At 57.0% G+C, this 16,511-nt stretch carries 14 protein-coding genes; 11 read left to right on the top strand and 3 right to left on the bottom strand.

Annotation, left to right across the window (positions count from 1 at the left end):
• Window positions 1-6: 6 nt before the first annotated feature.
• Window positions 7-804 carry an IclR family transcriptional regulator domain-containing protein gene (locus tag O3C79_RS03300; protein ID WP_494384785.1) on the top strand — a complete coding sequence of 266 codons (798 nt, stop codon included), beginning with the start codon at window positions 7-9 and terminating at the stop codon, window positions 802-804.
• Window positions 805-956: 152 nt separating this feature from the next.
• Window positions 957-2,645 (top strand): arylsulfatase, encoded by a 1,689-nt coding sequence (locus O3C79_RS03295; RefSeq protein ID WP_494384784.1) that lies wholly within the window; start codon window positions 957-959, stop codon window positions 2,643-2,645.
• A gap of 390 nt (window positions 2,646-3,035) precedes the next feature.
• On the opposite strand, the gene O3C79_RS03290 is transcribed toward O3C79_RS03295, so the two are convergent.
• Window positions 3,036-3,776: a helix-turn-helix domain-containing protein gene (locus O3C79_RS03290; RefSeq protein WP_237708675.1), complete on the bottom strand. Its 741-nt coding sequence runs from the start codon at window positions 3,774-3,776 to the stop codon at window positions 3,036-3,038.
• 341 nt (window positions 3,777-4,117) lie between these two features.
• On the opposite strand from O3C79_RS03290, the gene O3C79_RS03285 reads away from it, so the two are divergent.
• From O3C79_RS03285 to O3C79_RS03245, 9 genes are all read left to right on the top strand, one after another.
• A complete protein-coding gene (locus O3C79_RS03285; protein ID WP_494384783.1) occupies window positions 4,118-5,257 on the top strand; it encodes an ornithine cyclodeaminase family protein in 1,140 nt (379 codons plus the stop codon).
• Between the two features lie 74 nt (window positions 5,258-5,331).
• Window positions 5,332-5,754: a RidA family protein gene (locus tag O3C79_RS03280; protein WP_010324835.1), complete on the top strand. Its 423-nt coding sequence runs from the start codon at window positions 5,332-5,334 to the stop codon at window positions 5,752-5,754.
• Between the two features lie 58 nt (window positions 5,755-5,812).
• Window positions 5,813-7,105, top strand: a complete 1,293-nt coding sequence (locus tag O3C79_RS03275; protein ID WP_494384782.1) for an NAD(P)/FAD-dependent oxidoreductase — start codon at window positions 5,813-5,815, stop codon at window positions 7,103-7,105.
• A 98-nt stretch (window positions 7,106-7,203) separates the two neighbouring features.
• Window positions 7,204-7,689, top strand: coding sequence for a universal stress protein (locus tag O3C79_RS03270; protein WP_494384781.1), 486 nt, complete (start codon window positions 7,204-7,206; stop codon window positions 7,687-7,689).
• Window positions 7,690-7,729: 40 nt separating this feature from the next.
• A complete protein-coding gene (locus O3C79_RS03265) occupies window positions 7,730-8,677 on the top strand; it encodes a tripartite tricarboxylate transporter substrate binding protein (protein WP_076463100.1) in 948 nt (315 codons plus the stop codon).
• Window positions 8,678-8,760: 83 nt separating this feature from the next.
• Window positions 8,761-9,306, top strand: a complete 546-nt coding sequence (locus tag O3C79_RS03260; protein WP_494384780.1) for a hypothetical protein — start codon at window positions 8,761-8,763, stop codon at window positions 9,304-9,306.
• Between the two features lie 14 nt (window positions 9,307-9,320).
• Window positions 9,321-10,799, top strand: coding sequence for a tripartite tricarboxylate transporter permease (locus O3C79_RS03255; RefSeq protein ID WP_494384779.1), 1,479 nt, complete (start codon window positions 9,321-9,323; stop codon window positions 10,797-10,799).
• A gap of 367 nt (window positions 10,800-11,166) precedes the next feature.
• Window positions 11,167-12,492, top strand: a complete 1,326-nt coding sequence (locus O3C79_RS03250) for an alginate export family protein (RefSeq protein ID WP_494384778.1) — start codon at window positions 11,167-11,169, stop codon at window positions 12,490-12,492.
• 96 nt (window positions 12,493-12,588) lie between these two features.
• A complete protein-coding gene (locus O3C79_RS03245) occupies window positions 12,589-14,001 on the top strand; it encodes an aldehyde dehydrogenase family protein (RefSeq protein WP_494384777.1) in 1,413 nt (470 codons plus the stop codon).
• A gap of 91 nt (window positions 14,002-14,092) precedes the next feature.
• Here the strand turns inward: O3C79_RS03245 and O3C79_RS03240 are convergent, their stop codons facing one another.
• Window positions 14,093-15,118 (bottom strand): phosphotransferase enzyme family protein, encoded by a 1,026-nt coding sequence (locus O3C79_RS03240; RefSeq protein ID WP_494384776.1) that lies wholly within the window; start codon window positions 15,116-15,118, stop codon window positions 14,093-14,095.
• A complete protein-coding gene (locus tag O3C79_RS03235; RefSeq protein ID WP_494384775.1) occupies window positions 15,118-16,419 on the bottom strand; it encodes an aspartate aminotransferase family protein in 1,302 nt (433 codons plus the stop codon). The genes O3C79_RS03240 and O3C79_RS03235 overlap by 1 nt, the downstream gene beginning before the upstream one ends.
• Window positions 16,420-16,511: the final 92 nt, after the last annotated feature.

Raw genomic sequence — 16,511 nt, 5'->3', positions numbered from 1 at the left:
GCCCTGATGCCTAAACAGATCCGCTCCCTCACACGCGCCCTCAGTGTCATCGAAGCACTGAATGGCTCTGATCGCGCGCTCAGCCTGCATCAACTGCATCAGACAACAGAACTGGACCGCGCCACCCTGCTGAGGATTCTGGCGACCCTGATTGAAGCAGGCTGGGTCTACCGCAGTCTGGGTGACGGCTGCTACCGCCTGACTTTTCAGCTGCATGAAATGGGTACGCATATCCGCCCTGAAAACAGCCTGGCACAACTGGCCGCTCCCATAATGGAAGCCCTGCAACGGAAATTGCACTGGCCCTCCGATTTGATGATCTATAACGGCGAGCGTATGGAGATCATTGAAACCACGCGTCGCCAGTCCCCTTTGTTTCTGCCACAGGGGTTCATGGGGTATCAGCCCTACATGCTTCAATCCGCCACCGGTCGCGCCTTTTTGGCCTGGAGCCATCCGGATGACCAGAAAGCGATCCTGCAGCGTTTAAAGCGCACAGACGGACCGGACGCCAGTCTGGCAAAGGACGAGGCATGGGTTAAGAATCTGCTGGATGAAACGCGCCAGCGAGGCTTCGCCGAGCGCGATCGCAACTACTTCGGTGGCCCGGATGACAGTGAAAGCTATGAAGTCCAGGTCATTGCCATTCCCATCAGGGTGATGGACGAGGTGCAGGCCAGCCTGAACCTGACCTGGATTGAAGAACTGGTTGAACCTGAACAACTGGAGGCTCTCTTTTTGCCCCAACTGAGGGCAGCGGCCGATGCCATTACCCAACTGATACTTGATAACGAGCTTTACTGAACACTACCACCCATTTATGCAGCCCGCTCAGACAAGAGTTTTCACAGAGTGAAAACCACAGTTCACCCTCCGTCTCCTGCCCTTTAGATTGACTAATCTGAAGCTACCCCCGGCATTCATAATGACAAAAAAGACTGGCAGGATCTCGACCCATGAAACCGAACTCCTTTGGCAAGCAAATGCTGGCAACGTCCATTGCCCTGGCAACCGCAATGGGTTGCAACACCGCATTTGCTGCATCAACCGACCCAGAACGTCCCAATATTTTGCTCATCGTCGCTGACGATATGGGCTTTGCCGATTTGGGCAGCTATGGCGGTGAAATCGAAACCCCTCATCTGGATGCACTCGCCAGCGAAGGCGTGCGCATGACCAACTTCCATGCCGAACCCGCCTGTTCCCCCACCCGAGCGGCATTGCTGACAGGCCTGGACCCGCACCAGGTGGGACTTGGCAACATGGCCGAAGAAACCGCCCCCAACCAACAGGGCAAACCCGGCTACGAAGGCTATTTGAATGACAGCGCGGTCCCCGTGACCAAGCTGCTGCAGGACGCTGGCTACAACACCTACCTGTCAGGTAAATGGCACCTGGGTCGCGGCGAAGGCACCACGCCAGACGCCCGCGGTTTTGAACACTCCTTCAGCCTATTGGTCGGTGGCGCCAGCCATTGGCCCGACATGCGCCCGGCCTATGCACCTACGCCGGATGCCAAGGCTCCATATGTTGAAGATGGCCAACTGCTGACTCAACTGCCGGACAGCTTCAAATACTCGTCCCAGTTCTACGCTGACAAGATGATCGAATATATCGAGTCGGACCGCGAGAACGGCGCGCCCTTCTTCGGCATGCTCAGCTACACCGCGCCCCACTGGCCACTGCAGGCGCCTGATGAAGCCATTGAGAAATACCGTGGCCGCTACGACCAGGGCTACGATCAGATCTTTGCCGACCGCCTGGCACGACAGAAGGAAATGGGGCTGGTTCCAGCCAATGCCGAGGGCGCACCGCGACCACCCAAGGGCCAGCCCTGGGACAGCCTGAGCCCGGAGCAGCAAAAGGTTGAAGCCCGTGCCATGGAAATCTATGCCGCCATGGTCGATGAAATGGATGCGCACACCGGCCGTGTATTTGATTACCTCAAGCAGCAGGGGCTCTACGACAACACCATCGTCATGTTCATTTCCGACAACGGTGCCGAAGGCCATGACCTGGACGAAACCTGGCCAGCCGACCAGTTCCCGAAAATCCGGAAGGTGATCGATGAGAGCAACGACTTCAGTTACGAGCAGATGGGGCGCCCCGGCTCCTATACCCTCTATGGCCCCAACTGGGCCTGGGCAGGCGCCCCTACATTCAAACTGCACAAGGGCTTCCCCACCGAAGGCGGCACCCGCACCACTGGCATTATCAAGGCTACCGGCCTGAAGGAAGGCGCCATTACCAACAGTCTGGTATCTGTGCGTGACATTACCCCAACTCTGCTGGAGATGACCGGCATTCAAGCACCGGAGGGTGAATACAAGGGGCAGGCCGTCAAACCTATTACCGGTCAGTCCGCCGTTGCCATCCTCAAAGGTGAAACTGCAGATCCTGACCGGGTGCTGGGCGGCGAGCTGTTCGGCAAATACTTTGTCCGTCAGGGTGACTGGAAACTGGTCATGGTGCCCAAGCCCTACAGTGAAGGTGAAGTCCAGCTGTTCAACCTGAGCACAGACTTGGGTGAAAGTCAGGACCTGAGCGCATCCGAGCCGGAGAAACTGGCCGAGATGCTGGCTCTGTGGGAAGAGTACCGTCAGGACAACAACATCATCCTGCCGGACTGGGTCAGCGGCTACTAATCTAAGGAAGCTGTGAACAAGTCTATAGCGCCTCAGCGTGGCCTGAAGTGTTCAGATACAAGACGAGCTTTGCAGGCAATGGCCGTAGCCCTTGGCAAAAAGCTCAACGCCGTAGATGGACACTTCAGGCCGCGCCCTTCGGGGCCTACAGGCCGCCCCTCTCTCTGCGTTGTACTTTTTTGACGTAGCACCACTACGCCTGCAAAAGTCCGCCTTGAGAGTGCGCCGGCCTGTAAGCCTGAGATGCCATGGACTTATTCATAGCTTCCCTAAGCGTTTCAGACAAACGAAAAGGCCGGGTATCCGAGATATCCGGCCTTTTCTACAAATGTTTATTATCAAAACCCGCACCAGGATGATGCCAAATATCGGATTTTGCCCTGTTTCAGGTCACGCGTAGCGAATCCGGTGCAGGTAGTCATTCTGCTGAACCCGTCGCTGATAGTTCATCGGCGTTGTCGAAACCAGCTTTTTGAATTCACGCAGAAAGTGCGGCTGATCACTGAAGCCAAGATCCGATGCCAGCTCGGAAAACACGATACTGCTCTGATGATTAATTTCATGCACGGCTGACTGGCAGCGTACAATACGGCTGAATGCCTTGGGTGACATGCCCATATCGGCCTGGAACTGGCGTTGCAATGTACGGCTGCTATAGCCCGTCAGGCTTTCCAACTCCTTGATACGAATATCCCCTTTCTGCTGACAAATCGCATGCACCGCTTTTAAAGTGGTATCCGACGTTTTTCTGGGCATTTTCCCTGAATAAAAACGATTGAATAATTCAACCTGACTGGAAAAAGTCGATTCGCCCACAATTTGCTCGAAGAAGGGTTCAAAACCGGGCACTGTTTCCAGCACACCATATTCATGATTTACCAGCTCTTCTGCCGAAACATCGAGAAAGTCCGGTAAAACCCCCATGGCAAAACGCACGCCGAAGTAGTTGTGTTTGTGCTTGAGCATCGCATGGCGCGCTTCCAGAGTAGAGCCACATACACGAGCCTCAGGCCGGGCGTCATCACAGTCAAACAGGATATCAACACAGCCATCCGGTATGGCAAATGTGAGGCCTTCGGACTGGTTGGCTTCAAAGCTGTAAAAGTGTGAAATCGCCGGGTCTTGAGACATATGCAGGTCATAATGTCTGGCCGCGCTCAGCACAAACCAGGGCTGTTCTGAGTAGCTTGTGACTCTTTTGTTACCGGCTGAAGCGGTAACATTGTTACCATCGGAAACACTTAACATGCTAAGTACCATTTTGGACGCATTCAAAAAGTACTAAGCAATATCCGTTCCAATAATATATTAACTATTTTTTCACACTCCTGTCGCAAAAGTTCAATACGGACTGAAAACCGCTCGCTAGCATCGAAAAGGATAGCTGCCATACCCCCGGTACTTTTCACGCCTGAGCTCCAGAGCACCGGCACCGAAAGCGGGGACAGCGCCCAACGTATACAGGTGATGCAATGTCCGAAAATACCAAGATCGATTTTATTTACCTGTCCGAGCCGGACATGATTGAAGCGGGTGTGACCGACATGTCTGCTTGCGTGGATACCATGGAGGAGATGTTTGTTCTGCTCCACAAAGGTGATTACCGCATGGCAGGCCCCAACAGTGATTCCCATGGCGCCATGATCACCTTTCCGGAAGAGTCCCCCTTCCCGACCATGCCCAAACCCACAGCAGACCGCCGCCTGATGGCGATGCCGGCCTACCTCGGTGGTGATTTCCAGACCTGCGGCGTGAAATGGTACGGCTCCAACATCGCCAACCGCGAAAAAGGCCTGCCCCGCTCAATCCTGATGTTCATACTCAATGACATCGACACTGGTGCGCCTCTGGCCTACATGTCCGCGAACCTGCTGTCCGCATACCGTACCGGTGCTATTCCGGGTGTAGGTGCACGCCATTTGGCCCGCAAGGATGCCAAGGTGATAGGCCTGCTCGGCCCGGGCGTAATGGGCAAGACCTCTGTAGCATCATTTATGGCAGCCCGCCCTGATATAGACACCATCAAAATCAAGGGCCGCGGCAAGAAAAGCCTGGATAACTTCCTGCACTGGTTGAAAGCGGAATATCCGCAGATCACCAATGTGAGTGTCGTTGATACCGATGAGGCTGTCGTGCGTGATTCCGACATCGTCACCTACTGCAATTCCGGTGAAGTGGGCGACCCCTCAACGTACCCGATCGTCAAACGCGAGTGGGTCAAGCCAGGCGCCTACCTGGCCATGCCGGCCAGTTGCATGCTGGACGACGGCATGAGCGGCGCAGGCGTGCGCAAGGTGATGGACAGCATCGGCCTGTACGAAGCCTGGTATGAAGAAGTGCCCAAGCCCGCCCACAACGTCATCCCGCTGATCGGCATGCGCTTCATGGACATGATCGCAGACGGACTCATGTCCAAGGATGAGCTGGAAGACCTGGGCGCTATCGTCGCCGGCGACACCCCGGCGCGTCAGAACGATGACGAGATCATCATCATGTCTGTAGGCGGCATGCCGGTGGAAGACGTGGCCTGGGCCACCCGCATCTACCAGAACGCGCTGGAGAAAGGGATTGGCGTCAAGCTGAACCTCTGGGATACCCCGGCGCTGCGCTGATTTGAATCTTATTCTGCGGGCCGCTCCGGCAAGGCCGGCCCGCTCTGTCCCCCACATTTATCAGAGTTATATCCATGACCAAGATTGTAAAAGTAAAAACCGGTTCCAAGTTTGAAGAGATCGCCAGCTATTCCCGCGTAGTGGCCGTGGATAACTGGATCAATGTCTCCAACACCGCTGGCCGTAACCCGGATACTCAGGAAATTCCGGAAGACGTGATCGAGCAGACCGAACAGGTATTCAAGAACATCGAGCGTGCACTGGCAGCGGTTGATTCATCACTGGCTGACGTTGTCATGTCTCGCGTGTTTATCCAGAACCCTGAAGACACTCACAAGGTGATGGAATTCATCGGTACCAAATTCCGTGGCGTGAACCCGGCCACTACCGTGACCTGTCCGCCGCTGGGCTCCACCGTCTACAAGGTCGAGCTGGAAGTCACGGCTTACCGTGGCGCAGCAGACGCTGACGTTGAAGAGATCACCATCGCGCAATAAATCGCTTTGGAGCGGGGCCGACAACCCGGCTCCGTGACTACAGCCAAGGAAAACTGATATGACCAAGAAACTGGAACCCGTTGTGACCGCTGATGAGCTCCCCTCCTCCACCCAGGTAGTGGTGATTGGCGGCGGCATCGTTGGCGTCGCGGCTGCCCTGTCCCTGGCGGAACGCAATATCCCGGTGGTATTGCTGGAAAAGGGACACATTGCCGGTGAACAGTCATCTCGCAACCTTGGCTGGATTCGCAAAACCAGCCGTCACGCAGCGGATGTGCCCATGGCGCAGGCCGCCGACCGGCTGTGGAAAGAGATGCCTGAGCGCGTCGGCCGCAGCGTCGGCTACCGTGACGCCGGCATCATGTTCCTTGCCAAAACCGAGGAACAGATGGCCATGCATGAAGACTGGCACAAATCGGTCGCGCCACTGTCACTGGATTCCAAATTGCTGTCCCCGACGGAGATTGACCGTCTGGTTCCCGGTGGCAAAGGCGACTGGGTTGGCGGCATTCATACCCCGTCTGATGGTTACGCCGAACCGGCTCTGGCCACCAGTGCCATGGCAGAGGCCGCCGTCAAAAAAGGTGCCACGCTCATTCAGCAGTGCGCCGTGCGTACCCTGTCCCGCTCTGGCGGCAAGGTGTCAGGCGTAGTAACCGAGAAGGGCGAAATCAAGTGCGAGCAGGTGCTGCTGGCCGGTGGCGCCTGGTCGCGCCGCTTCCTCGGCAACCTGGGCGTGTCTCTGCCAACGCTGCCGCTGATCTGTTCCGTGCTGCGCACCAAACCCATGCAAGGCCCGACCGATACGGCGGTTGGCGGACCGAATTTCTCCTTCCGCAAACACCAGGATGGCGGCTACATCATTACCCAGCGCGGCAAGCTGGATGCGCCGTTCATGCTTGATCATCTGCTGGTGGGCCACCGTTATCTCGATCAGCTGCGCACCCAGCGCAGTTTCCTCAACATCGGCTTTGGCAAACCCTTCTTCCGTGATCTGGCGATGAAGCGCCGCTGGAAATCGACCCAGGTGACGCCGTTTGAACAGGTGCGCACCAATGACCCTGCACCCAATATGCGCCTGAATCAGGACGCCCTGAACAACCTCAAGGCAGCCTGGCCGGCATTCGATGAGGCACAAATTGAAGAAGCCTGGGCGGGTTTGCTGGATGTGACCCCGGATTCCAACCCGGTGATCGACCAGATCGATGCGATCCCGGGTCTGACCATCGCCACCGGCTTCTCCGGGCACGGCTTTGGCACCGGACCGGCTGCCGGTCAACTGGCGGCCGATCTGGTCGCAGGGGATGCACCCCTGATCGACCCGACGCCCTACCGGTTCGGGCGGTTATGAAAAAGCGCATGCCGGGCATCAACCATCTGGTCGATATCCGGGCAACTGCAATGAATGTGTAATCAAGCTGAATCCAAGCACCAAGAGGGCTGAACGCCATGCTGCCGACCGTGAAAACCATCATCTACGCATCGGACATTACCGAAGGCAGCCGGCCGGCGTTTCGCATGGCTGTTGAGCAGGCAGTTAAACACAACGCTCGCATTGTCTTTCTGCACGCCATCCAGCCCTTGAGCACGGAAGCGGATGAAATGGTGCACGACTACCTGCTGTCGCAGGCGCAGTTCAACCATACCCAACAGCTGATGGACCAGTATCGCAACAAGATTCAGCAACGCATTTCAGCCTTCATGGACTGTGAAATCCCAACGGATATCCAGTTGGCTGGAGAGCCTGAGATCGAGGTTGAATTCGGACAACCCGATCAGGTGATCGTCAAAGTGGCCAGGGAACGGCAGGCCGATCTGATTGTGATGGGGGACCGCGGCGGCTCTGCCGCATCCCGCATTTTCCTGGGCTCAACAACCCAAAAAGTCATTCACCAGACAGACATTCCTGTGCTTATCGTTCCGTTGCGGGACTGAGCAGGTGGATTAGAGAACCTTGCCAAATACGAGGGAAACCATGAAAAAACTAACAAAACTTCTGTCCATCGCTACACTGGCCGTCTCACCCCTGATGTTCAGTGCTACGGCTGTAGCGGAATACCCTGAACGCCCGGTCAAGTTCATCGTGCCCTGGCCTCCAGGTGACCTGGAAGACATCATCACCCGCATGATTGCCGAAGAGATGACCGACGTGACCGGTACGCCGGCATCTGTTATCAACAAGCCCGGCGGTGGCGGTATCGTGGGTGCACTGGATGTATCCCAGGCACGTCCTGATGGCCAGACCGTTGGTTCATTTGTCGCGGATATTCTGACCACCCATATCCACTCCGGTAATGCACCGTACAGCGCGGATACCTTTGAGCCGGTCGGCATCTTCCTGGATTACCCGTTCGTGCTGGCCACCAAAGCCGATGCACCCTACAACAACCTGCAGGAACTGGCTGACTACTCCCAGAAAAACGATGTATCTCTGGGCCACTTCGGCTACCAGGCACTGCCGACCGCTATCACGTTCAAAGCGGCAGAAATGGAAGGCATCAAAATCGCATCCGACTCTGCCTTCGACGTGAACAACTGTGCCACGCTGGCAACCGGCGATGCCGACATCATCAACACCACTACTCAGCTGATCCTGTCCTGCCTGAAGTCCGGCGAAGTGAAACTGCTGACCTCCATCACCCGTGACCGTCTGTCCATCGCGCCGGAAATCCCGACGCTGGCCGAGCAGACAGGTATCACCCAGACCACCTGGAACGGCCTGTTCGTTAAAAAAGGTACGTCTGATGAGGTTAAAGCCAAGCTGGCAGAGATTGCCCAGGCGGCCCTCAAGTCCGACAAGGTACAGGACCTGAGTGCAACAACAGGTGCCGGTATCTATTGGATCGAAGGCGATGCTGCCAAAGAAGTCGTTGCCAACGACTTTGAAAGCTCCAAGCAGTTGCTTGAGTTCATGAACAAGTAAGTCCTGTCGTCCGGCGGCCCTGCTTACCGGGGCCGTTGGGCCAGGCTTATGCACAACCGATTAACCCTGAAAGAGCGTTCACCGTGTCCAACGAACCCCAAGTCAAAGCCGACATTTACTGGCTTCTGCTCATCGTATCCGTGGTGCTCTTGATCCTGATTCCGGATCAGGCGGCCTGGGTAGACACCAAACGTGGATGGTACACACAGCCCATGATGGGCGCTCTGCTGGGCCTTGGCATTATGGCCATTTTTTCTGCCTATCGCGTGCTCCAGATGACACGTGACCATGGCAATCGCTGGCGTTCCCGCGTGTTCCAACAGAACCCGCTGGAAACGCTGGTTGAGCTGCTGGGCAGCTACCGGACAGCGCTGATCTCATCGGTGCTGTTTTATATCTATATCCATTCGCTGTCCCTGATCGGCTTTGTACCCGCGACATTCATCTTTGTCACGGTGCTGCTGTGGCTGTCACGGCTGATGAATCGTACCTGGCTGCTCGCCACCATCGGTACGCTGATCGTGCTGGTGCTGATTTTTCGTGTGGCGGTATCTGTGTGGCTGCCGGATGTGTGGTTGTACTCGTTGCTGCCGGATGCGATGGCTGACTTCGCCAACAGTTACCTTTAAGAGATTCGATAACCATGGATGCAATTCTATTAGGCCTTAACGAAGTGGCCACGCTGGACGTCATCATGGCCATCGTGATTGGTGCCCTGATTGGTGTCACCATCGGTTCCATCCCGGGGCTTGAGCCCGCTGGCGTGATGGCGATTCTGCTGCCGATCACCTTCGCCATGGAACCTCTTCCTGGTGTTTCACTGCTGCTCGGTGTCTACGGCGGCGCCTGGTATGGCGGGGCCATACCCGCCATTTTGATGAACACGCCCGGGACACCCGTGGCGGTGTTAACTACCTACGATGGCTACCCTATGGCCAAGCGCGGTGAAGCCCGCCGCGCCCTGTCCATCGCCTACACGTCTTCTTTCGTGGGCGGTTTGATCAGCGTGTTCTCGCTGGTGATGCTGGCCCCCACCCTGTCCCAGATTGCGCGCAAGTTCGGCTCCGCCGAATTCGCCATGTTGGCAGCCCTGGGCATGATTTTTGTTGTCCTCGCTCACCGCAAGCATGTGGTTGAAGCCGCCATGATGCTGGGGCTAGGCATCTTCCTGGGCACCGTCGGGCTGGACCTGTCCTACAGCACCCAGGTGTACACCTTTGGCCAAAGCTGGCTCTATTCCGGTATTCCGCTGGTGCCGGCGGTAATTGGCCTGTTTGCCATGTCGCAGGCGTTCGTACTCCTGTCCCAGCGCGGCAATGATGCGCAGAAAACCGAATTGGCCGGCAGCGGTTTCTTTTCTGGTGTGGTGGATCTGCTCAAGCACAAGGTGACGGTAGTGCGCTCTGCTGCCCTGGGCGTGGTCATGGGGCTGCTGCCGGGTGTGGGTGAGTTCGGTTCACAGTTTTTCTCCTACACCCTGGCGCAAAAATTCTCCAAAACACCGGAAACATTCGGTGACGGCAACCCGGAAGGCCTGATCGCCTCCGAGACCTCCAACAATGCCGTAACCGCCTCCGTGATGGTGCCCTTGCTGGCGTTCGGTATTCCGGCAGATGCGCTGATGGCGATGCTGCTGGCCGTCTTCATGGTGCATAACTATGTACCCGGCCCCACTCTGTTTGTGGAGCGCCCGGAATTCATCTCCGGCCTGTACATCTCGCTGTTGCTGATGAATGTGGTGGTCTTCACCTACCTGACCTTTGCCACCAAGTGGATCGTTAACCTGACCCGTGTACGTGGCCGTTTTATCGGCGCCTTCATTCTGGTGCTGGGTTTCATCGGCAGTTACAGCCAGAACTACCAGTTTTCCGACTGCCTGATCGCCCTGGGCTTTGCCATCTTTGGTTATGTGCTCAGACGCAACCAGATTCCGGCTGTGCCGATCATTCTGGGACTGGTGCTGGGGCCGTTGTTCCTCACCCGCACCCAGCAGGCATTGGGCGTTGCCGGCGGCGATCTGACCATTTTTCTACAGCGGCCAGTCAGCCTGACACTGTTCATCATGATCATACTGTCCATCGGCGTTTTCGCCTGGAGTCAGCTGCGTCAACGCAAGGCATGAACACGGGTGTGTGGGTCATCAAACAGTACCTGCACACCACACAGGGCTGAGTTTTACCCTGCAACGGTTAGCCAAAGGCCTCACTAAGCTCTTACAGGTTGTTGAAAAACGTTATCGAGGCAGCCGAGGCAAGGCAAAAACAGGCGAAAAAGCGCAGTTTAGTGGACTAAATGAGCATTTTGAGACTGTTTTTAACGCAGCATTCGGCAACGCAGATAGGTTTTCGAAAACCTGCTAAGCACCCTTTGGTTGTTGGGGATCCTCGATCCCCCTTTTTAGATGTCGTTCAGCACCGTCGATGGTTCCCCTTCACTCCATCCATAGGTGAATGCAAAACCCCAAAACTGTCATACCAAGGATCTATCAGATGAACAAAAACTTTAAACCATCTCTATCTGCGGTCTTGCTTGGCTCTGCCATTGCAGCGGCCTCAGGCTCTGCCTCTGCGTACAACCTGTACAGTGATAAGGGGTCCGAGCTGAACCTGGATATCGAAGCGGTATTCGGTGTCTTCACCAGTGAAGAAAACTACAACCTGGGTGCCAAAAGCGAAGCCGGTGGTTCCGACTGGCGCGAAGGCTACATCAAGTACGGCCTGTCCGGCAGCCACGCCTACCAGTCCGGTGCCAGCGTTTACGGTGGCCTGAACCTGATCAGCTCCGCCACCTGGGGCGACGGTGATGCCGGCGGTTTCACCTCCGGTGACGAATCTGAAACCGACCTGGAAGACGCCTACCTGGGCTGGCGCTCCGGCAGCCTGATCCCGGCGCTGGGGCAGGATGGTCTGGACATTTCTTTCGGTCGTCAGAACTTTTCCATTGGCGACGGTTTCCTGATCAACGGCGACGCCCTCAACTTCGGTGATGCCATCGATAAACTGGCCGGCACCAACATGAACCGCGGTGGCGCCTACTGGCTGGCTGCCCGCAAGGCATTCGACCGTACCGCCGTGGTACGTGTTGGTGGTGCGAAAGGGCTGCGTGCTGACCTGTTCTGGCTGGAGTCTGACAACCGTGCCCAGGCTGAAACCGAGCTGGCCGGTATCAACGCCGAATACGTAACTCCGGAAGGCACCTTCGGTGCTGCCTTCATTGAAGGCCTGGATGTCAACGAAGACTACGGCTACACCAACCGTGACGGCCAGCAGACCCTGAGCCTGCGCTACCAGGGTAATGCCGGTGTTGAAAACCTGTTCCTGTCGGGTGAGTTCGTCACTCAGGACCAGGGCGACAACTCTGCACCGGATGCCGATGCCTGGTACATGGAAGCCGGCTGGACCTTCGCTGACGTGCCCTGGTCACCGAGTGTTAACTACCGTTACGCCTCCTTCGACGAAGGCTTCGACCCGCTGTTCTTCGGTTTCAACCGTGGCTACGGCACCTGGTTCCAGGGTGAAGTGGCGGCCAACTATGCCGGCCCGTTCAACTCAGGTACTGATGTGCACCACGTTGGCATCAAGGCATCTCCGACTGAAATGCTGAGCCTGGGCGCGCTGTTCTTTGACTTCAGCGACACCGCAGGCGGCGCCATGGACGGTCAGGAAATCGACCTGTACGCGGAGTGGGTGGTCACTCCGAACCTGATCATCAGCCCGCTGGTTGGCTTCTATACTCCAGATAGCAGCAACGGCACTCAGATCGGTGGCGACGACACCAACGTGTATGGCCAGGTCATCGCGATCGTACCTTTCTAACAGGCTGTCGAAAACCTATCTGCTAAGCGCCTCATTTTCCCAAGGTTGTAACAGGAGCCCACCGGGCTCCTGTCTTACTTCAGAGCTATGCATCCCATGACAATGACAAACTCCATGCTTATTAATGGCATCCCGGTGAAGGGAGGTGGCGAGGCATTTTCGGTGATCAACCCGGCCACCGAAGACGCCATCTGCCAATGCAATATGGCCAGCGTTGACCAGCTGAATCAGGCCGTCGCGGCCGCCCGTGCCGCCTACCCGGCATGGCGTGACACCCCTGACGCCGAGCGCAGCCGGTTGCTGCATCAAATTGCTGACCGCCTCGAAGCCAACGCCGACGAACTGGCCCGTATCATCGTGCAGGAACAGGGCAAACCCCTGGCACTTGCGCAGATGGAAGTAGGTGCGGCGGCAGGCTGGACGCGCTATAACGCCGATCTGGAGATTCCGGAACAGGTATTTGAAGACAGCGACAGCAAGCGTGTCATTGGTCACCGTAAACCGCTGGGCGTCGTGGCCTCCATCACGCCCTGGAACTGGCCTCTGATGATCGCTATCTGGCATATCATGCCAGCCCTGCGGACCGGCAATACCGTGATCTGCAAACCCTCGGGCATGACGCCGCTGAACACCCTGCGTCTTGTAGAGATCATGAATGAAGTGCTGCCTGCAGGTGTTGTGAACAGCGTGCTCGGCGAAGCCGAGATCGGCAGTGCGATCAGCGGTCATGCCGATATCAACAAGGTCATTTTTACGGGCTCGACGCCAACCGGTCAGCGTATCCTGGCCAACTCGGCCACTACACTGAAACGTCTCACACTGGAACTCGGTGGCAACGACGCGGCCATCGTGCTGCCCGGCTCCGACGTTGATGCCATCGCTGAAGGGCTGTTCAACAGCGCCTTCATCAACATGGGACAGACCTGTGCGGCACTGAAGCGACTCTATGTACACGAAAGCCAATACGAGGCAGTGTGCGAAAAGTTGGCCACGCTTGCCGAGCAGCAGGTTGTAGGCAACGGCCTTGATGACACCACCACCTTTGGCCCCGTTCAAAACGCCAACCAGTACCGTCAGGTGATCGAGTTAGTGGACGATGCCCGCAGCCAGGGTGCACGTATCCTCTGTGGCGGCAGCCCGTCAGCGGACAAAGGCTATTTTTACCCACCCACCATTGTGGCTGATGTGTGCAACGGTATCCGTCTAGTCGACGAAGAGCAGTTCGGCCCGGCACTGCCGGTGATTGCCTATCAGGATGTGGAACAGGCCATCGCACTGGCCAACGACTGCAGCGTGGGCCTGGGCGGCTCGGTCTGGGGCTCAGACACCGAGCAGGCGGGACAGATTGCTCGCCAGCTGGAATGCGGCACTGCCTGGGTCAACAACCATGCAGAAGTGCTGCCCCATATTCCTTTTGGTGGCTGCAAATTGTCTGGCGTTGGCGTGGAATTCGGTCTGGAAGGACTGCTGGAATATACCCAGCTGCAGGTCATCAACGCGCCCAAGTAACCCCTCACCCCTAACTTCTCTGCTATAGAGATGTTGCTCTTGGCTCCCCCCTTTAACAAGGGGCGGAGCCTTTTTTATGCCCGCTTACCGGTCATTCGTAATAGGACTCCAGGTAGCGCTCAGCCTGCCTGCAGGCACGACGAATCAAGTCCGGCGCCAATTCACGGGCGGTATCGGTTTCCTGACGGCTGCGAATCCAACCCAGATAGGTGCAGCCACGCGCCGCCAGAAACAGCTCCAGACGGTCCAGATCGTCATCAGACAACGCGCGCTGCTGACGGTAGCCGTCGATCAACGCCTGCCGGGCCGCAGGATAGTAGGGCTCTTCCTGAATGAAGTAGAGCGCTGTGGCCAGCTCAAACAGGTGCCAGCCAAAGCCTGCATCGTCGAAGTCGATCAGGCGCAATCCGCCTTGCTCCAGCATCAGGTTTTCCGGCACAAAGTCGGCATGAATCAGGCTGTAGCGCTGGGGGGAGCGGTCACAGCGGGACAGTTCATTGCTGATGCGATCACGTATCCGCTCCATCAGCGTTCGCTGAGATTCATCCAGCAGCTCCAGCTCCCAGAAGCGACCCCAGAAGGGCTGTTCACCCACCAGCCCATCATGGTCCCAGGCGTGGCGTTCAAAACCTTCAGGCACTTCCCATTGGCTGGACTGGTTATGCAACTCAGCTGCTGAGCGTCCCAGGTCGGTATAGAGTTCGGTGACGCGGTCCGCATTGTCCCCAAGCCCTTCGCTGTCAGTGCCAAGAGGCTCACCATCGATCCAGGCAAAGAGATCGATCTTGCGCGGCTCAACCATGGCAGTGGTGGCTTCAGAGACCAGCAGACGACCATCAGTAGCCGGCAGCACCTGAGGTACAGCAATGCCACTCTCGTTCAGCGCCGACATCCACACCAGCTCGGAGCGCAGGGAGGCATCGGAGTGATAGTCATGACGATGGATACGCAGGGCGTAACGCACCCCGTCTGGAGCCGTCACCTTGTATACCGCGTTCTCGCGGTACTTCACCAGCGCCAGATCACTGCCCTGCAGATCCCAGTGTCGCAGGGACTTTTTCGCCAGTTCCTCCAGATGTGCAATTTGCTGTTCCGGGGTCAAAGAATCAAAAGACATCAAACCACCTCCTCAGCAGCAACCTGAGTCAGCACAGTGTCCAGCGTATGCAGCAGGATATCGGCATGCTCGGCCTGAAACGGCATGGGCGGGCGCAGCTTGAGGATGGCGTCATGCACACCGATGGTGCTAATCAGCACGCCCTGATCGCGCATCAGGTTGATCACCCTGCGCGCCATGACTTTGGCAGGTGCTCTGGTGTTGCGGTCCGTTACCAGTTCCACACCAAAGAACATGCCCAGGTCACGCACATCGCCGATCAATTCATGCTTTTGCTGCAACTTGCGCAGCCCTTCGGTGACATAGGCTCCAGTCGTCACCGCGTTCTGCATAAGGTTGTCTTCTTCCAGTGCATCCAGTACCGCCATGCCCACGGCACAGGACACCGGGGTACCACCGAAGGTGTTGAAGTACATCGCCTCCTTGCTGAAGGCTTCGATCATGTCAGGCCGCGCCACCACACCGGCCAGCGGATGGCCGTTGCCCATGGGCTTGCCCATCGTCACGATATCGGGGGTGACGTCGTACCACTGATGCGCCCAGAAGTGCTTGCCACTGCGGCCAAAGCCCGCCTGCACCTCATCCGCAATGAACACGCCACCCACCTGACGCACTTTTGCCACTGCCTTTTCCAGAAAACCGGTCGGCACATTGAGCAGGCCTTCATTGGCAAAATCCGGGCACACCAGAATACCGGCGACCTTTATCCCTTCGGCATGAAACTCATCAATTGCCTGCTGCACCTTATCGGCATAGGCATCAGCCAAAGCCTCACCAGCCAACCCATCCAGCGGGCGATAAGAGTCGGGGATCGGGAAGGATTTAACACGTTTGCTGGTACGTGCTTCCGGCATAAAACCGGTACCGATCTCCGCCACCGCTTCGGTGTTACCGTGATAGGCAAAGTCGGTGACGATAATGCCCTGGCCACCGGTGCAGAAACGGGCCATGCGCAGCGCCAGCTCGTTGGCCTCGCTGCCGGTGCAGGTCAGCATCGCCATCTCCAGCCCCGGATTGAAGGTGCCGGTCAGGCGCTCCAGATAATCGACGATGTTGTTGTGCAGATAGCGGGTGTGGATGTTGAGTGTAGAGGCTTGGCGGCTCAGCGCTTCGACCACACGGGGGTTACAGTGCCCCACGTGCGGCACATTGTTATACACATCCAGATAACGTTTGCCTTCGGCGTCCCAAAGCCAGACACCTTCACCGCGCACCAGCTGCAACGGCTTGTCATAAAACAGTGGGGAATGATGACCCATAACGCGGTAGCGCCGGGCCAGAAGATCCTGATGGTCAGCCATGGTGTTCGATACCTCCTCAGCTCAAAACGGACGACTTAAATCAGGCATCAGTATTCGGGCTGAGGGCCGCAGGCGGCATCCATCAAAGGGTT

This window comes from Marinobacterium sp. NO-S09 (genome assembly GCF_059179545.1).
This window is presented reverse-complemented; position numbering and strand designations above follow the sequence as displayed.